14 protein-coding genes, 3 tRNA genes and 1 pseudogene are annotated in these 18,660 nt (G+C 56.2%); 8 read left to right on the top strand and 10 right to left on the bottom strand.

The annotated features are described in order from the left end of the window. Positions 1-187: 187 nt before the first annotated feature. Complete coding sequence (locus tag KFE19_10595) at positions 188-979, bottom strand: aldolase (GenBank protein ID QUO36870.1); 792 nt, start codon at positions 977-979, stop codon at positions 188-190. Between the two features lie 325 nt (positions 980-1,304). Between KFE19_10595 and KFE19_10600 the strand changes: the two genes are divergently transcribed. The 7 genes from KFE19_10600 (at position 1,305) to KFE19_10630 (ending at position 8,039) form a co-directional block, all read left to right on the top strand. After that, a complete protein-coding gene (locus KFE19_10600; protein QUO36871.1) occupies positions 1,305-2,288 on the top strand; it encodes a 2-keto-3-deoxygluconate permease in 984 nt (327 codons plus the stop codon). Positions 2,289-2,325: 37 nt separating this feature from the next. Next, complete coding sequence (locus tag KFE19_10605; GenBank protein ID QUO36872.1) at positions 2,326-2,619, top strand: UxaA family hydrolase; 294 nt, start codon at positions 2,326-2,328, stop codon at positions 2,617-2,619. A gap of 18 nt (positions 2,620-2,637) precedes the next feature. Then, positions 2,638-3,801, top strand: a complete 1,164-nt coding sequence (locus tag KFE19_10610) for a UxaA family hydrolase (protein QUO36873.1) — start codon at positions 2,638-2,640, stop codon at positions 3,799-3,801. A gap of 179 nt (positions 3,802-3,980) precedes the next feature. Further along, the gene (gene nifJ / locus KFE19_10615) at positions 3,981-7,532 is read left to right on the top strand and encodes a pyruvate:ferredoxin (flavodoxin) oxidoreductase (protein ID QUO36874.1); all 3,552 of its coding nucleotides are present in this window, start codon (positions 3,981-3,983) and stop codon (positions 7,530-7,532) included. A gap of 176 nt (positions 7,533-7,708) precedes the next feature. Then, positions 7,709-7,785 (top strand) — tRNA-Met (locus tag KFE19_10620). Positions 7,786-7,824: 39 nt separating this feature from the next. Continuing rightward, positions 7,825-7,899, top strand: a tRNA-Glu gene (locus KFE19_10625). Between the two features lie 63 nt (positions 7,900-7,962). Further along, positions 7,963-8,039 (top strand) — tRNA-Val (locus KFE19_10630). 173 nt (positions 8,040-8,212) lie between these two features. Here KFE19_10630 and KFE19_10635 read toward each other — a convergent pair. The 9 genes from KFE19_10635 to KFE19_10675 form a co-directional block, all read right to left on the bottom strand. Then, positions 8,213-8,893 carry a hypothetical protein gene (locus tag KFE19_10635; protein ID QUO36875.1) on the bottom strand — a complete coding sequence of 227 codons (681 nt, stop codon included), beginning with the start codon at positions 8,891-8,893 and terminating at the stop codon, positions 8,213-8,215. A 2-nt stretch (positions 8,894-8,895) separates the two neighbouring features. After that, positions 8,896-10,170, bottom strand: coding sequence for a hypothetical protein (locus KFE19_10640; GenBank protein QUO39595.1), 1,275 nt, complete (start codon positions 10,168-10,170; stop codon positions 8,896-8,898). 546 nt (positions 10,171-10,716) lie between these two features. Continuing rightward, positions 10,717-11,874, bottom strand: a complete 1,158-nt coding sequence (locus KFE19_10645; GenBank protein QUO36876.1) for a site-specific integrase — start codon at positions 11,872-11,874, stop codon at positions 10,717-10,719. A 3-nt stretch (positions 11,875-11,877) separates the two neighbouring features. Continuing rightward, complete coding sequence (locus KFE19_10650) at positions 11,878-12,048, bottom strand: hypothetical protein (protein ID QUO36877.1); 171 nt, start codon at positions 12,046-12,048, stop codon at positions 11,878-11,880. Between the two features lie 269 nt (positions 12,049-12,317). Beyond that, the gene (locus tag KFE19_10655; protein ID QUO39596.1) at positions 12,318-12,491 is read right to left on the bottom strand and encodes a helix-turn-helix domain-containing protein; all 174 of its coding nucleotides are present in this window, start codon (positions 12,489-12,491) and stop codon (positions 12,318-12,320) included. A 174-nt stretch (positions 12,492-12,665) separates the two neighbouring features. After that, the gene (locus tag KFE19_10660) at positions 12,666-14,633 is read right to left on the bottom strand and encodes an SEL1-like repeat protein (protein QUO36878.1); all 1,968 of its coding nucleotides are present in this window, start codon (positions 14,631-14,633) and stop codon (positions 12,666-12,668) included. Next, positions 14,621-15,049, bottom strand: a complete 429-nt coding sequence (locus tag KFE19_10665; protein ID QUO36879.1) for a hypothetical protein — start codon at positions 15,047-15,049, stop codon at positions 14,621-14,623. The genes KFE19_10660 and KFE19_10665 overlap by 13 nt, the downstream gene beginning before the upstream one ends. Before the next feature lie 328 nt (positions 15,050-15,377). Then, the gene (locus KFE19_10670) at positions 15,378-15,758 is read right to left on the bottom strand and encodes a helix-turn-helix domain-containing protein (protein QUO36880.1); all 381 of its coding nucleotides are present in this window, start codon (positions 15,756-15,758) and stop codon (positions 15,378-15,380) included. A 65-nt stretch (positions 15,759-15,823) separates the two neighbouring features. Then, a complete protein-coding gene (locus KFE19_10675; protein ID QUO36881.1) occupies positions 15,824-16,003 on the bottom strand; it encodes a hypothetical protein in 180 nt (59 codons plus the stop codon). A 440-nt stretch (positions 16,004-16,443) separates the two neighbouring features. On the opposite strand from KFE19_10675, the pseudogene KFE19_10680 reads away from it, so the two are divergent. Beyond that, a pseudogene (locus KFE19_10680) lies at positions 16,444-18,660 on the top strand (class I SAM-dependent DNA methyltransferase).

Below are 18,660 nucleotides of genomic sequence, written 5' to 3' on the forward strand. Positions count from 1 at the left end.
TTAAATTCCGAAATAATGATACAACAATCAAAACGCCTGAAAGCAGCTTCAGTATAGCAGACACAGTGCGGTTGTCAAGAGCCAGCTGGAAAAAATTCCGATTTTTTTGAAAACCTGCTTCCAAAGAGAAAACAGCCGCTCCCGCAAGTGCGGGAGCGGCTGTCGGAGCGCACAGAAAAGGCGAAAATCACTTGGCGGAAAAAGCCTCCACATCGGCCTTGGCGGCCTGCATGAAGATGTAGGTGTCGCAGGCGTAACCGATGAACTTCACGCCCAGATCGCGCCACTTTTTGCCGCCCTCCACGGCATCGGCGAAGCAGCCCACCTTGACGCCCTTGGCCGTGGCCTTGGCAATAATATCCTTGATGCAGGCGGTGACCGCCGGGTGGTCGATCTGACCCACCAGTCCCAGAGAGCTGGACAGGTCATAGGGGCCCACGAACAGCACATCGATGCCGGGCACGTCCAGGATCTCGTCCAGGTTCTCCACGGCCTTCTTGCCCTCGGCCTGGAGGATCACCGCGGTGTCCTGGGCCTTGGCAAAATACTCGCTGCCGGGAACGGCGCCGAAGCCCGCGGAGCGGACGAAGCGGCAGGTGCCCCGGGTGCCCACGGGGGAGAACTTGGCGGCGGAGACGGCGGCCCGGGCCTGCTCCGCGGTATCGATCTGGGGGATCATGACGGCGCCGGCGCCCACGTCCAAAGCCTGGTCGATCCAGATGTCGGTGCCCCGGGGAACGCGGACCACCGGGCATACGCCCGCCACATTGGCGGCCCGGATCAGGTTGGGCAGGGTCTGGTGCGTGGTGGTGCCGTGCTCCATATCCAGCAGCACGAAGTCATAGCCGGCGTAACCGGCGGCCTCCACAAAGGCGGGGTCCGTACCGATCATGAAGGGACCCAGAGCGCCGCGATCAGACTCCATGGCGGCCTTGAAGCGGGCCACACTGTCCATAGAGGGCATGTTTACAGGGTTCATCAATCACATCTCCCTTTCTTTCTATCCATTACCGCTGCGAATTTTGGCCGCAGCAGAGCTTCCTTTATTGATTTTAGCGCCCGTATTCCAGGCTTGTCAACAGAAAAGAAAAAATGTTTTTTCGGCAAACAGGGAGTATTGTACAATGAGGCTTCATGAATTTTGTAAATATTATCGAACATTTATGAATTTAGAGATTTCTCCTTGACAAATTGATAAAAAAATATCATATTATTTGACGGGTAAAGTTATGTGTGTGTCGAAATGAAATTCCGCATAACGGAAAAGAAGAAAAAGAATGGAGATTCGAGGAGGAGAAACGCATATGATCATGAAGTTTCTGAAAAAGATCCCCGCAGGTATGATGGTCGTGCCCATGCTGTTGGGTGCCATCATCAATACCTTTATCCCGGAAGTGACCAACATCGGTTCCTTCACCACCGCAATCTTCACCAGCGCCGGCGCCAACACCGCCATCGGTATCCAGCTGTTCTGCCTGGGCACCACCCTGCAGTTCCGCCAGATGGGCGGCGTCATCAAGCGCGGCGGCGTGCTGCTGATCTCCAAGTTCATCATCGGCGCCGCCATCGGCATCGGCGTGGGCAAGTTCTTTGGCCCTGAGGGACTGATCGGCCTGAGTGCTCTGGCCATCATCTCCGCCGTGACCAACTCCAACGGCTCTGTGTATCTGGCCCTGATGAACAGCTACGGCGACACCGTGGACCAGGCGGCCATGCCCCTGCTGGCCATCAACGACGGCCCCATGCTGACCATGATCGCCATGGGCGTGGGCGGCCTGGCCGACATCCCCTTCATGGCCCTGGTGGCCGCCATCGGCCCCATTCTGGTGGGCATGATCCTGGGCAACATCGACAAGGACCTGTCTGACTTCCTGGCTCCCGCCGGCAGCATCCTGCTTCCCTTTGTGGGCTTCTGCCTGGGCTCCGGCATGAACCTGACCAACATCGTCAAGGGCGGCGCCCAGGGCATCCTGCTGGGCCTGATCACCTGCTTCATCGGCGGCGCCTTCATCGTGCTGTGCGACAAGTTCATCAGCCGCCGTCCCGGCTACGCCGGCTGGGCCGTGGCCACCACTGCCGGCAACGCCGTGGCCGTTCCCGCCGTTATCGCGGAGGCCGATCCCACCTGGGCGGCCTGGTCCGACGTGGCCACCTCTCAGGTCGCCGCTTCCGCCATCCTGACCGCCATTCTGGTCCCCATCATCACGTCCTGGTGGGCCAAGAAGTACGGCTGCCCCAAGTTCCCCAAGGACGAGGCTCAGAAGGCCTTGTTTGAAAAGCAGGCTTAAAACAGCAAACTGAGGATCGAAAGGAGATACATACGCCATGCTGAATGCCATGATCGTTGAGGCGGCGAAGGACAACGTGATCGTCGCCATCGAGCCCATCAAAAAGGGTGACACCGTGACCTACAACTGCGCCGGCGAGGAAAAGACCCTCACCGCCCTGGAGGACATCACCATCTACCACAAGCTGGCCTCCTGCGACATTCCCAAGGGCGAGCCCATCGTCAAGTACGGCGAGCACATCGGCCTGGCTGCCCGGGATATCAAGAAGGGCGAGCACGTCCACTGCCACAATCTCGAGGAGCACCGCGAGAACCTGGATGCCAAGGGCTGAGAAAAGGAGGATTTACAGATGAATTTCTACGGTTACAAGCGTCCCGACGGCCGCGTTGGCGTCCGCAACAAGGTCCTGATCCTGCCCGCCAGCGTCTGCGCCTCCGACACCACCCGCATCATCTCCCAGCAGGTGGTGGGCTCTGTCACTTTCAACAACCAGCTGGGCTGCTCTCAGGTCGCCTCCGACCAGCAGTTCACCATGGACGTCATGGCCGGCTATGCCGCCAACCCCAACGTCTACGGCACCGTGGTGGTGTCCCTGGGCTGTGAGAACTGCCAGATGGATCTGGTGGTGAAGGCCATCCAGGAGCGCACCAACAAGCCCCTCAAGCAGGTCATCATCCAGGAGGCCGGCGGCACCCTGAAGGCCATCGACATGGCCGTCCGCTATGCCAAGGAGATGGTGGAGGAGGCCTCCCTGCTGCAGAAGGAGGAGTTCCCCATGTCCGAGCTGATCATCGGCACCGAGTGCGGCGGCTCCGACCCCACCAGCGGCCTGGCTGCCAACCCCCTGATCGGCCAGCTCAGCGACCTGATCGTCAAGGAGGGCGGCACCTCCATCCTGTCTGAGACCACCGAGTTCATCGGCGCCGAGCACATCCTGGCCCGCCGCGCCGCTACTCCCGAGGTCCACGACCGTATCTTCGAGATCGTGCACCGCTATGAGAAGGCCCTCCAGCTGGTGGGCGAGGAAGTCCGCGAGGGCAACCCCTCTCCCGGCAACAAGGCCGGCGGCCTGACCTGCCTGGAGGAGAAGTCCCTGGGCTGCATCCACAAGGGCGGCCACAGCCCTGTCAATGCCGTGTATGACTACGGCAAGCAGGTGGAGGCCAAGCAGGGCCTGGTCATCATGGACACTCCGGGCAACGATCCCTCCTCCGTGGCCGGCATGGTGGCCGGCGGTGCCCAGATCGTGGTGTTCTCCACCGGCCGCGGCACTCCCACCGGCAACCCCCTGGCCCCCGTTATCAAGATCACCGGCAACAAGCTGACCTACGCCAACATGGTGGACAACATCGACGTGGATGCCTCTCCCCTGATCTACGGCACCAAGACCCTGGAGCAGCTGGGCGACGAGCTGCTGAAGCTGACGCAGGAAGTGGCCTGCGGCAAGCAGACCAAGGCTGAGTCCCTGGGCTACACCGAGATGGCTATCGCCCGGGTCTGCAACTTCGTGTGATCTCCGCCCCGCACACACAGGGCAACAAGTAATCATACAGGAGCTGCGGCAGCGCGATTTGGCTTCCCAATATCGTGCCGCCGCAGCTTTGCCATCCGGCGGAAAACCCCGCCCCGGGCCGGCCGTCTGCCGCGCTCCGGGTCGGGGACGCCGAGCGTTTAAAGGAGATGAGTATCCCGATGAAAAAGAACTATGTCGTCATGGACGGCAACACGGCGGCGGCCCATGTGGCGTACGCGTTCACGGAGGTCGCGGCCATCTATCCCATCACCCCCTCCTCTCCCATGGCGGAGAAGGTGGACGAGTGGTCCGCCAAGGGCCGCAAGAACCTGTTCGGATCCACGGTGGACGTGATCCAGATGCAGTCTGAGGCCGGCGCGGCCGGCACCTGCCACGGCTCCCTGCAGGCCGGCGCCCTGACCACCACCTTTACCTCCTCCCAGGGATTGATGCTGATGATCCCTGCTATGTACGCCATGGGCGGCCAGTTCCTGCCCAGCGTCATGCACATCGCCTCCCGGGTGGTGACTTCCAACCACCACTCCATCTTCGGCGATCACACGGACTTCATGACCTGCCGGACCACCGGCTACGCCATGCTGATGTCTTCCTCTCCCCAGGAGGCCATGGACCTGGGCGCCGTGGCGCACCTGAGCGCCATCAGCGGCAAGTACGCCTTCATGCACTGCTTCGACGGCTTCCGCACCTCCCACGAGATGCAGCGGATCGAGGCGCTGGACTATGAGGATCTGCGGGAACTGGTGGATTACGATGCGCTGAAGGCTTTCCGCCGTCAGTCCCTGAACCCGGAGCACCCCACCAACCGGGGCAACAACGTCAACCCGGACGTGTACTTCCAGTGCAAGGAGGGCGCCAACGAGAAGGCCGCCTCCCTGCCGGATACCGTGCAGCACTACATGGACGAGATCAGCAAGCTGACCGGCCGGGACTATAAGCTCTTCAACTACTACGGCGCCCCCGACGCCGAAGAAGTCATCGTCATCATGTGCTCGGGCTCCGAGGCCGTGAAGGAGACGGTGGACTACCTGAACAAGCAGGGCGGCAAGGTGGGCATGGTGCAGATCCACCTGTACCGCCCCTTCTCCGTGAAACATTTCGCGGCGGCTATCCCCGCCACCTGCAAGCGCATCGCCGTGCTGGACCGCTCCAAGGAGACGGGCTCCGTGGGCGAGCCGGTGTACCTGGACGTGGTGACCGCCCTGAACCAGGCGGGCCGCGGCGACATCCGCGTGGTGGGCGGCCGGTATGGCCTCAGCTCCAAGGACACCACGCCGGGCCAGTTCATCGCGGTGTACGATAACCTCAAGCAGGAAAATCCCAAGAACAGCTTCACCATCGGCATCAACGACGACGTGACCCACACCTCCCTGGACTATCAGGAGGTGGAGCTGGCCCATCCCGGCGAGGTGTCCTGCAAGATCTGGGGCCTGGGCGGCGACGGCACCGTGGGTGCCAACAAGAACGCCATCTCCACCATCGGCCTGGTGGCGGACAAGTATGCCCAGGCGTATTTCTCCTACGACTCCATGAAGTCCGGCGGCCTGACCCAGAGCCACCTGCGCTTCGGCGACCAACCCATTCGGTCCACGTATCTGGTGTCCTCGGCGGACTTCGTGGCGGTCCACGCACCCACCTACGTCAACAAGTACGACACCACCGAGGACCTGAAGGAGGGCGGCACCTTCCTGCTCAACTGCCCCTGGAGCGCGGAGGAGCTGGATGCGCGCCTGCCCGGCAAGATGAAGCGGGATCTGGCCCGGAAGCACGCCAAGTTCTACATCATTGACGCGGCCAAGCTGGCCGTGCAGGTGGGCCTTGGAGAGAAGCGGATCAACAGCATCCTGCAGGCGGCCTTCTTTGCCCTGACCAAGGTCATTCCTCTGGACATGGCCGTGGAGGACATGAAGAAGAACAACTACAACTCCTACTTCAAGAAGGCGGGCCAGGCCATCGTGGACAAGAACAACGCCGCGGTGGACGCGGGCATTTCCGCCGCAGTGCAGGTGGAGATCCCCGAGAGCTGGGCCAACGCCGCCGATACCCCTGTGGCGGAGCCCAAGGGCGTCACGCCCTTCGTCCGCGACATCGTGCTGCCCATGGACCGCCAGCAGGGCGACAAGCTGCCCGTGTCCGTGTTCAAGAAGCACGGCGTGCTGGACGGCACCTGGGAGAACGGCACCTCCGCTTTCTCCAAGCGCGGTGTCGCCACCAAGGTGCCCAAGTGGAACGCGGAGAGCTGCATCCAGTGCAACCGCTGCGCCATGTGCTGCCCCCACGCGGCCATCCGTCCGGTGCTGCTGACCGAGGAGGAGAAGGCCCAGGTGCCCGCCTCCTTTGAGACGGTGCCCGCCAAGGGCCTGGGCAAGGACGCGCCCAATTACTTCTTCCGCATGCAGATCTCTCCCTATGACTGCCTGGGCTGCGGCGTGTGCCTGACTGCCTGCCCGGCCAACAAGAACGACAAGACCGCCGACGCCCTGGTGATGACCCCCTTCGAGGAGATGAAGAGCGAGCAGGTGAACTTCGACGAGGTGGCCATGAAGGACCAGTACCTCAAGAAGGACGTCATCAACAGCAAGACCGTCAAGAACATCCAGTTCGCAAAGCCCTACTTCCAGTTCTCCGCCGCCTGCGCCGGCTGCGCCGAGACCACCTACATCAAGCTGCTGAGCCAGCTGGTGGGCGACCGGATGTACGCGGGCAACGCCGCGGGCTGCTCCTCCGCCATCTCCGGCGGCGCGCCGATCCTGCCCTACTGCAAGGACAGCTGCGGCCATGGCCCCGCCTGGGAGCACTCCCTGTTCGAGGACAACGCCGAGTTTGCCTACGGCTTCTTCCACGCCCAGGACGCCATCCGCAAGGAGCTGATCATCCGCCTGGAGGCCATGAAGGAGGCCGGTGTGGCCGTGGAGGCCATCGACGCCTACCTGAACAACTGGAACGACGGGGAGAAGTCCCGGGCCGTGTCCGACGCGCTGATCGCGGCGCTGGAGGCTGCGGAGCAGACCGAGGATGTGAAATACATTCTGGAGAACAAGGAGTTCCTGGCGAAGAAGAGCGTGTGGGCCATCGGCGGCGACGGCTGGGCCTACGACATCGGCTTTGGCGGCATCGACCACGTGATGGCGCAGAACCGGGACGTGAATCTGCTGGTGCTGGACACCGAGGTGTACTCCAACACCGGCGGCCAGTCCTCCAAGGCCACGCCCACCTCCGCTACGGCGAAGTTCGCGGCGGGCGGCAAGCAGGTGGCGAAGAAGGACCTGGGCGGCATCCTGATGCAGTATGGCTATGTGTACGTGGCCCAGGTGGCCATGGGCTACGACCAGGCCCAGACCCTCAAGGCCCTGCGGGAGGCGGAGGCCTATCCCGGCCCGTCCATCGTGATCTGCTACTGCCCCTGCCTGGAACAGCACATCAAGGCCGGTATGGGCTGCTCTCAGGACGAGATGAAGAAGGCGGTGGAGTGCGGCTACTGGCACCTGTACCGGTATGATCCCCGCCTGAAGGCCGAGGGGAAGAACCCCTTCCAGCTGGATTCTCCGGAGCCGGACACCAGCAAGCTGATGGACTTCCTGATGGGCGAAAACCGCTTCGCCTCTCTGAAGAACAACTTCCCGGCCAAGGCCGACGCCCTCTACGAGAAGGAGATCGCCGACGTCAAGGCCCGCTACGCCAAGTACCGCCGCATGGCCGACGAGGCCCTGTAAGGTCCTTGCAGCGGCATTTCTGAACCAAAGCCCCCGCCGGAGAAACGTCCTCCGGCGGGGGCCTGAGCAAGGCGCATGAAAAAAGATGCCGCAGAGGTAAAAAAACTTGTCCGGAACCCTTGACAAATACCCCTTCTATCTGGTATAGTAATTCGTGCCCGTTGTGGGTAAGATTTGGCGGCATAGCTCAGTTGGCTAGAGCATGCGGTTCATACCCGCAGTGTCCCCGGTTCAAATCCAGGTGCCGCTACCAAATCCATGAAGCGCCGCCTGGCGCTCCATGGATCTCCCTGGCCCGTTGGTCAAGTGGTTAAGACACGGCCCTTTCACGGCTGTAACATGGGTTCGAATCCCGTACGGGTCACCAACCCATAAGACGCTGTGGCATCGCGGCGTCTTATGGGTCCCCTTAAAACGGCATATCCGAAATGGAGGCTTAGCTCAGCTGGTTAGAGCGCCTGCTTCACACGCAGGAGGTCACTGGTTCGAGTCCAGTAGTCTCCACCAAAAAGTTCCTGATTTCGCAAGAAATCAGGAACTTTTCTTTTTATTCACCGCGAAAAAGTTTGCTTTAAATTTCTGCTTTTTCTCCGACCAATACATTGACCAATACGGCGATAGCTGCCGATAGAATGAGGCAGCACCGGGCAGGAATTCCTCGCCCGGTGCTGCCGTGATGGTTACGATCTTTTTGTATGGTCAGAAAAAATCCAGCCTTCCATCTCACACGCGTCTGCAAGCGCTTTGGTGAGCTTTTTGATCGGAAAGTCTGGTGCGGTTTGTATAATGAGTACCAAATGTCCCCAATCCACATGCAGGTTTAGAAGAGCGCTCTTCTCCAGTGTCGAACCTTCATCAAAATGAAGAGGAAACTCTTTTTTCAGAATAGAACAATTCAGATAGACGTCCGCCCAAGGAATCTCCGTATGGATACACTGATAGAGCGATGTATACAATCCTTTGGGCAGCCGGTCAAAGAGAAATATATGCTTTTCCCCTTTGTCCACCTTCTCTTCTTTGAACCAACGGCACTGTTCCAACGCCATTTGGCGCAGTTCTGGAAAGCGCGCCTCCCACAGGGCACAGGTGTGTCCGGTATAGTCCGACACGGTCAGCGCCACAGGTAGCCCGGCACTGACCTCTTCCACAGTGCGCTGTACAATCGCATGGAAGGGGCGCAGCGCTTCCTCCTGTTCGGCCGAGGCCGCCAGCGCCCCATATCCGCCGGGAAGTCCGTATGATCCCGTCATGCCGGCAGTTGCTTCCTCTGCCCGGAACTCTCCGGGCATCAGCCAAAACTCCCCTAAGCGCAGTTCGTTAAGCGACCTGTCGGTTCTTTCTTTTCGTTTCCGGAAAACCATAGTCACTCTCCCACATCTGTGATATCAATTACCCATTTTCCCAAAGAGGAACCTGCATAGGAACCTGCAACACCAAGGATCAATCCGCCGGCAATCCCGCCCACAGCAGTGCCAAGTCCTGGCAAAATTGCCGTACCGATTGCAGCACCTGCCAGAGCGCCGCCTTTGGCGCCGAGTGCACCTCCTGCCCAACTGCCGCCAATACTTGCAGCTGTACTATAAGTCTTTTTCCCGATTTTCTGATCGGCGTCATGTAGATCCCCGTCAATGACATTACATAGTTCCAAAGCATCCAGTGCTGCTCCCGCGACCAACAGCACTCTCCCTGCGATCCTGACTACTTTGGCTGAGTGCTGAAAATCTTTCAGGATATCATAGGCTTCTTTGGAAATCTCGGTATGATCCAATTTGGATGCAAGCCTTTTCTGCCACGCCGAAGCATCTGGGAGCGCATCCACATTGATATGGTAATAGCTTGTATTCCCTTTGTAGGGGTGTAAATCGGCCCTGAAAAGTGGCATATTACTTTCAGAGGATACAAGGCGTGAAAAATTCCGCCCATCTCTTGTGATTTTGGTTGCAGCCCGAATTCCCGTCCAACTGCTTTGGAGCGGGTCAAGCCATGCCAGAGTTGGAAAGGTACCTCGCGCTAATTCATCCAGAAAGCTCTCACGAGCACCGTCAGTCTTTTTTCCGTAAACTCCGTCCTCCAGCAGCCGCCCACCTAAATTCAATTCGTTGAATCTTTGCTGTAACTGGCGGATTTTTGCTGCATCGCCACCCACAAACCATGCCAGCCGCTCGATCATGCTGTCGGAAATACCTGTGCTGATCCCGCAGCGTTCCAGTTCGCTAACAGCGGCACGCAGGTTCCGGGCTGTATCGTCTGTGATATAGTTGTTCTCTCGTTCGTTTTGCGATAAATCCCGTTGTAATTGGCGTGCGATATCTTCCAAGGAGCCCTTTATGCCTCCATCGTAGTCATCGCTGTATATGGCAGGAAGATCCTGCAAAAGGACCTTCCGTTCCACATAGTTCAGATATTCTCTGCTGCCAATGGAATACCCACAACGCCCCCGCAGATCTGCCGATTCATTGTTGCTACGGTATGTGTTCAGTACATCCCGTAAGAATTCTTTATCCTTTCCCTGTGAAATATCCTGGAGGAATGCAGTCTTTCTTGCATTGCTCCCTGCCGCAAAGGAAATACTCCAATCCACAGCCTTTTGAAGCAAATCAAGACACTCACTGGCAAAGAAGTCTGAACAGTTCTTAATTTTTTGAATTGCGGTTTGGACAGCCTGATCGTCACGCAAAGAACTGCCTGGGAGATAAAAAGAGGATAGATTCAGGATTCCTATGCAGTCACTGCTATGGCTGCAAAAACTGCCGGACATCCTGCATACATCATATAGCGATTGTACCTGCTTGGCAAGTGCGCTCCTTCGATCAGAGGATATATTGCGAATGACGTTTATGTGTTCCTGCAAGTCGTCGTAGATCTCTTCCACTGCGGCGCCAGCACGGTTCCCCACCTCCCGTAATGTTTCGTGGTAATTCGTTTCTGACGGTCTTTGCATCAGCGTGCCAAAAAAAGTGGCGCGGTTTACGCGGTTCCAATAGTCACTGCTCCCCAAAACAGCACCGTTTTCACCAGTTGCTTCCTTGCTCATAGGTTTCCCTCCTGAAAGTTTTCTCAAATACATGCTTACGTATGAAAAATTTGCATGTTTCTGTGCAACAAACTGACAGAATATTTACCAGAAAGGCAGCACCGGGCAGGAATTTCCCAGCCCGGTGCTGTCTTATGTTTATTTTGATGGTTACATCGCCTTTCCAATTACATCGCCCATCGTATCCGCTGCCTCCCGCATCATATCCGGCGTGGCGTGGGTGTAGGTGCTGAGAGTGAAGCCCGCACTGTAATGTCCCAGGGTACTGGACAGGGTCTTCACATCCACCCCGTTCTTCAGAGAGAGCGTGGCGAAGGTATGCCGGAGATCGTGGAACCGGATGTGCTCGGTGCCGATGGCTTTCAGGATCTTCTCGTGGGTGTGCCGGAAGGAATCTGGATCGAACATCCCACCCGTCTTGGGCGACGGGAACATATAGGGATTTCCCGGGTGCTTCTTGTGCTCTTCCACCAGCAACTCCACCGCCTGCTGTGAAACCGGCAGAACGCGGATAGAATTGTGGGTCTTGGGCTGGCTTACTACCAGTTCTCCCTTAGTGCGCGTCACCTGCTTCGTGATGGAGATGGTTCGGTTCTCCACGTCCAAGTCCGTCCAGAGGAGGGCCAGCAGCTCTCCCCTTCTCAGTCCCGTGGTCAGTTCCAGATAGAAGGGTGCCAGTAATCCCCGCTTGTCTGCTTCCATCAGATAGGGCCGAATCTTCTCTTCCGGCAGGACCTTCATCTCCCGCTTTTCCATCTTTGGCAGCTTGCAGCCTCTCGCGGGGTTCACCAGGATCAGCCGCTCCGCCACAGCCTGCTCCAGGCAGTTATTCAGCAAGGTATGGATACCGTGGACCACCCGGACGCTGAGCCCCTTGTTCTTCAACTGAATGTGCTTGTACCGCTGTACTCGACCGTTCTTCTGGAGATCGTTGTAGAACTTCTGGATCTGGATCGTGGAGAGCTTGTCCAGCTTGATGTCCCCCAGTCCAGGGATGATGTGGTTGTTGATGTAGTTCAAATAATAGTCCTTGGTGTTCTCACGAAGCCTGGGCTCGGCGTAGACCTCGTACCACATCTGCACCCAGCTTTTTACCGTGTGAGTGCCGCTGCGATTCATGTCCAGCCGCTGGCTGTCCGCAATGGCCTTTTTCAGCTTCTCCTTGACCTCCGCCTGGGTCTTCCCCAATACATTCTTAATTTTCTGCCTCCCGGTCGCCGGGTCATAGGACGCTGTGTAGAACCCCTCCCACCTACCATCCTTCCGTTTGCGGATGCTGCCTTCTCCGTTAGCTCGTTTCTTTCCCATCTGTCATCTCTCCCTTCCTGCCAACTCACAGGCCCGCTGCTCGTCCTCGTTTTCAAAGTTGTACGGCGGCTGGTCTGCCAGCAGCTCCTGCTGGATACCCTGGGCCAGACGGTAACCGGAGATGAAGCTGTTGAGACACGCTTCCTCCCGCAGAGCGTCTTCCAGATCTGCCACCTTCAGGAGCAGCTTCCGTTCCGGCTAATTCAGCAGACGGGTGAGCTGCCTGTAGGTCCGTTCAATTTTTCTGTCCAGATACTCTGCCCTCCGGGATGTCGTCTCGAACCTGTAGCAGAGGGCTTTCATATAATCACGCATCATGAATCGCCTCCTATCAGCGACACACAATACCATGCCCTGACCTCAATAGCCATCCCAACTCAGCAGAGTTATCAATTTGTTAGCAAATTCAAAGCGGCACCCGGTTTTCCGGGTGCCGCTGTTTTTTACTGGGTCTCCTGCTTCCCCACATTTCGCTTGATCCATTCCCGAAGTTCATCCTTGGGGATCACGATGCGATTACCGATCCTCAGTGCAGGAAAGCCTTCCGAACGAGCTAGCTCACAAGCCCCGGCACGGGAGATTCCCAGCACCGCTGCCATCTCCGGAACCGAGAGCATCAGCGGCAGATCTTCGTAAGACTTGAATGTTCCTTTTTTCACTGGATATCCTTTCTCCTCTCCAGCCGTGGGAGAGGTTTTTATTTGTTATGCTTCGTCTTGTTGATACACTTCCTCCCCATCTGGTGGAGGGCGTGTTCTGCAATCAATGGACCTCGCAAAGATTGCAGACGATCACCACCCCTTCATAGTCATGCCGCCCCAGGTCTGGGTTTGCTCTTCTTCATGGTCGTCAGGCTGATGCCCCAGGGCGATCCGCATCTCCTGGAGTTCCTGCATTCTCTTGCGGTCGATGTGCATGCGCGGCTGTGCGGGCGCACTGGGCACGTTGTCCCGGAAGATATTGCTCATGTGGTAGAGCAGGCGGGATACTGTCAGCAGCAGTTCCGGGCGTTGCCATTGCTCCTGCCTGTCCAGAATGTACTGAGCATAGGGATGACCAAACGCATCCGCCATCCGAAAGCAGTTCCACGCCGCTTCTTCGTCTTTGGGGACGCCGTTTCCGGTGAGGTACAGCTTCCCCAGCAGATAGTTCGCCCAGGGATGATTGTTGTCAGCGGCGTGGCGGAGATATTCCGCCGCTTTGACTGCGTCCTTTCGCACAGACCTGCCTGTCAGGTATACCTTCCCCATCCGATAGGCAGCGTCTGTGCTCCCGTTTCGAGCTGCTCGTTCCAACCAGTGAAGGCCGTTGGAAGTATCATGCACCTCCGGATCGTCAGAGAGATATAGCTTGCCAAGGGCATATTGAGCCGCGGGCAGATTTCGCTTTGCCGCCAGCTCCAGCCAGTGGGCGGCTTGTTCCGCGTCTGGCAGCAGCAAGCCGCCGTCCCGGTACAGCAGTCCCAGGAAGTACTGGGCATGAACATCACCGTACTCCGCCAGCTGTTCCAGATCCTCTGCTACCTCATCTCGCTGGGCCAGCGGCAGCTTCCTGTCTTCGATCCTGGCACGCAGTCGCAGGCACTCGTAGGAGACTTCCCAGTTTTCCACCCACTCGCCCCGTTCTTCCATCTTCTCGTCCTCGAAGGTGATCTTGCCCAGGCGGATATTCTCTGCCTCCCGGATGACAGCGTTCCGGATGGCCCGGAACTCCTTCTGTTTTGACAGCGGCGGACGCTGCTGTTTCTTTCCCGAGTAGAACTCATTGACCTGACACTGGAGCTCCCACCACTTCTGATAGCACTCGTTGACGACAGGAACGCACTCCAGCTGATCCACGATCTCATCCACCTGCCGCTTCATGGGCCGCGGAAGATAACCGTAGGACTTCTTGCCTTTGACCTCACCCAGCTGCCGGGACAGCTTCCAGATCATCTGCTCTGCCTGGGTGTGCTCACAGATTGTATCCCGCATCTGCTGGGACAGTTCCAGCATGACTTTCCGAGTCACTTTCACCAGTTCATCTCGTGAGACAGACTTTTGCTCGTAGACATGGAGCAGTTCCTGTTGGAAGATATCGTTGGTGAGCTGGGACTTCATCTGGCGGATGCCATCCCGGTCCAAGTGTGCTTGTCCCGGTTTCACCGACCAGGCCATCATGTGGACGTGAGGATGATGGCCTTCATCATGGAACGCCGCGTACCACCGGAAGTCTTGAGGCGGGATGCGCATGGCTACCGCGATGTCGTTCCGGTGCGCACGGATCAGTGCCCGCCATGCCTGCGCATTGTTGTAGCCAAGACGTTCCGCGTCCTCCCGGTGCAGAGAGATGATGTGTGTCCAGACATTGCCGGTGTAGTGCTCCAGTTCGGACATGGCGGCATCCAGATCCACACGATCCGTGTCACCGAACAGGCCGTGGTCACCCAGCCGCTCGGCGCGGGGCCGGGTGGCGATGTACTTCATGTAGCCATCCGTCTGCTGCACCTGCTTCCAGTGTTCCTCCAGCGCCAGCGTGATCAGCGACGAGGCGTTGGCTTTCGTCGGATGCGTTGTGTAGTCCTCATACTCCAGCAGCTCCTTCACATCCGGGAAGTCTTTCGCCAGCTTTGTGATGAGCTGTTCCTGCTTGCGGGTTGGCGGACGGTCATCCGGGATGATCTCCACCCGCTCCCGCGTTGCGATGTAGCAAAGGTAACCGTCTGCACCCTGACCACCTCCGCACTTGATGTACGGACTCTTGACGATCAGTCTTGCCATCCATTATCACCGTCCCGCTGCTCCTGCGCACGCTTTGCCATCTTCTCCAGCTGCAGATGGCCGTTGAGCTTCTTCACGCGAGCCACACTCTCCGCGTGTTTTTTCCGGAGATACTCCTCGTCCAAATGGACGCAGTCCGCGAGAACGCTCACTCCCTGATCCAGTTCTACCGCTTGCTTGAAGAGCAGGGACGACATCCGCTTCTCCAGTTGATCCAATCTGCCGTCCAGATAGGACTGCACCGAGGACGGTAGGAACATACCGGCATTGTTTGCGCTGAGATAGTCCAGATAGAAGTTGATGGCGTTCTCGATAAATCCGGTGAGACTGCGGCTGCCGTCTTCCGTATAACGCCGCTCCAGCCGCGCTTTCATCTCCGGCGTCAGGTAGAGGGCAAATTTTTCTTTTTGGCTCATAAAGGCCTCCTTTCTTCGGGTTGACCCCTGGTTTTTTCTTGTGGGCGTAAGCGCTGCAGGATAACGACCGCAGAATTTCTTTTCTCTGCTATTTTTGACCCCATTTTCGAGGCCGCGGAAACTCCCGTAACTGCCCGCACTGCGGGCAGATGTGCCTCGTGAATGCTGGGGTTGTGACCCCAGGTCTTTATCCAGCTTTTTCTTTCGTCCTCCGCAGAGCCTCAAAAGTGGCCCAAATTCGTCTGAAATCCCCGGGAGGGGCTGGGACCCTGCCGGGTCCCGAACCGCTCCACACAGGGCCTCACAGGGGCACATGAGCTTATCCTTGTTATCCTTCGTCTTGTTGATACACTTCCCCACCATCTCCTGCGGTGGAGCTCCTGCCTGCACGATGCCCCGCAGTGGGAAGCGCAGGCAACGGCAGGATGTAGTAGTGGTTGTTACCCTGGAGCCACTTACCATTCCTTGCACACCGTGAAGTCTTGACCTTGCGGATGAATCCACGATCCACCAACTGCTTGACTGCATCCCGCGCAGCGTTTTCCGAGCAGTTACAGTGCAGTGCGATGGTCTTGATGCTGGGCCAGCATAGATCTTTCTGCCCGGCGCAGCAAACCAGGTAGCTGTATACTGCCAGTGGGATTGGCTTCAGATCATAGCAGAAGATGGCATTGCTCATTTGATAAAATCGTTCACTAAGAATCGGCATAGAGTACCTCCGTGTTCTTTTCAAAATTCAGAGAACAAAAATCTTGCGTTCCGGAAGTCTCTCTGTTAGACTGTTTGCAGATGGAGTCTGCGTTTTTCGGAACGCGGCGCGCCGCCGGACTGTTGCAGCAGTTTCGGCGGCTTTCCTTTTTGATCAGGAAATCCACTTTGTTTTTGCGCTGTGCGTGAATGCATATCACCACCGTTCTTAAAAATTCTGTTGTCCAGCAACTTGTGTTTAACCACTCATCGACATTCCTCCTTTCTTTCTCCCTAGAAAACAAAAAGCCATCCAGATCGTCCTTGCCTTTACGATCACGGATGGCGCCCTTCCCCTTAACATGCCATTATTCACTTGTGGTACTGTACTGGCCCGCGTGAAGGGCTACCGGGCTTTTGATTTCCAGTATTTGTATTATATAATTTGCAGAAATCTGTGTCAATTGCTGACCCCTGGGTCATCTGTGAACCTTCTGTAAAACTTTCGCTCTGCTACGCACGAATCATCAGAATACTACGAATCCAACTACGATTATGAGCTCTTTGAGCTTCGTCCAACCGTTTGCAGTCAACAGGGTAATTGAGGATCTTCTCTCTACGCCTTCTCACACTTTAACTGGAAAAATCAACTAGTCTATGCTATGCTTAATATAATTAGCAAATTATCTCCAGGAGGAACAAAAGCCATGACAGACGTACAGCAGCGAGCGGCGGCAAAAGAGTTTATCAAATACTGGACAAGCCGTGGTGACGAAAAGCAGGAGACCCAGCGTTTCTAGATTGATCTGCTTCGGAATGTCTATGGCGTAGCAGAGCCGGAAAAAGCCATCGAGTTTGAATATCCGGTAAAACTGGATCATGTCAGCTTTATTGACGGATACATCCAGAAGACACGCGTCCTCATTGAGCAGAAGGGTGCAGATATTGATCTGCGGCATGGCTATAAGCAGTCGGATGGCTCTATGCTGACGCCTTATCAACAAGCCCGCCGTTATGCAGGATATCTGCCCCATGACATGAATCCCCGTTGGATCGTGGTATGCAACTTCCGGGAGTTCCAGATCCACGATATGAATCGCCCCAATGATGAGCCGGAAGTTGTGGCCCTGTCTGACCTTGAAAAAGAATATCACCGTCTAAACTTCCTCGTGGATACCGGGGATGAGAACATCAAGAAGGAGATGGAGATCTCTTTACAGGCCGGTGAGATCGTCGGCACCTTGTACGATGCCCTGTTGAAGCAGTACAAGGACCCGGAGTCTCCGGAGACACTGAAGAGTCTGAACGCTCTATGTGTCCGTCTGGTATTCTGCCTGTACGCCGAGGACGCGGAGATTTTCGGCGGTCACGGGAAGTTCCACGACTATATGCTGCGGCACCAGAGTGATGCCCGCCGCGCGCTCATTGACTTGTTCCACGTATTAGATACGAAACCTGAGGATCGGGACCCCTACATGGATGACGATCTGGCCGCATTTCCCTATGTCAACGGCGGCTTGTTTGCTGACGAGAATGTGATCATTCCTCGGCTGGACGAAACTATTGTAGACCTGATTCTCCACCGGGCAAGTGAGGATTTTGACTGGTCCTCTATCAGCCCTACTATCTTTGGCGCTGTGTTCGAGAGTACCCTGAACCCGGAGACCAGACGCTCCGGCGGGATGCACTATACCAGTATTGAGAACATCCACAAGGTCATTGACCCGCTGTTCCTGGATGACCTAAAAGCGGAACTTGCTGAAATTCAGGGAATTACTGTGGAAACCACCCGGAAACGCCGTTTGAAAGACTTTCAGCATAAGCTGGCAGGATTGAAATTCCTGGACCCTGCCTGCGGCTCCGGCAACTTCCTGACGGAGACCTACATTTCTTTACGACGGTTGGAGAACCAAGTTCTGCGCTCCCTCACGAGACAAATTACGATAGGTGATTACTCTAATCCCATCCAGGTCTCCATCAGCCAGTTCTACGGCATTGAGATTAATGACTTTGCTGTGACCGTGGCCAAGACAGCTCTATGGATCGCAGAGAGCCAGATGATGAAGGAGACCGAGGATATCATGCACATGTCCCTGGATTTCCTGCCCCTGAAATCCTACGCCAACATTGTGGAGGGCAACGCCCTGCGGTTGGACTGGGAGAGTGTGGTGCCAAAGCAGGAGCTGAATTACATCATGGGCAATCCCCCGTTTGTGGGGGCATCCATGATGACAAAAGAGCAAAAAAATGATGCGGTAGCTATATTTGGAAAAAAGAAATTAGCAAATAGTATCGATTATGTTGGCGCTTGGTATTATAAAGCGGTAAAATTAATAAACGAAACAGCTTGCCGCGTGGCTTTTGTCTCTACAAATAGTATTACTCAGGGTGAACAGGTCACACCGCTTTGGGAAGAATTGTTTACTATTTATGGAATTCATATTGATTTTGCATATCGCACTTTCCGCTGGGACAGTGAGGCTTCTTTAACCGCCCATGTCCACTGCATTATTATTGGGTTCAGTGTTGCCTCAAATAACAGGAAAAAAAGAATATATACTGGCGAACGGGTTCAAGAAGTAGAAAATATTAATCCATACTTAATTGATGCCCCCAATATTTTTGTTTGTAGTAGAAGTAAACCTCTATGCAATGTACCACCAATGTATCTTGGAAATAAGCCCTCTGATGGAGGTAACTTAATTCTATCAGAGGCAGAACGTACAGAAATTTTAAGACGAGAGCCAGAATTGGAAAAGTTTATCCATCCTTATGTTGGAGCAGTAGAATTTATTAACAGAAAAATTCGATATTGCTTTTGGCTTAAGGATGCTTCTCCTTCAGATCTCAAAAATAGTCCCGAATTACTGCGGCGCTTAAATCGATCTGTTGACAAAGTAGCCCACCGGCGAAAACCATGGTAA

Source organism: Dysosmobacter sp. Marseille-Q4140, from assembly GCA_018228705.1.
Classification (GTDB): domain Bacteria; phylum Bacillota; class Clostridia; order Oscillospirales; family Oscillospiraceae; genus Oscillibacter.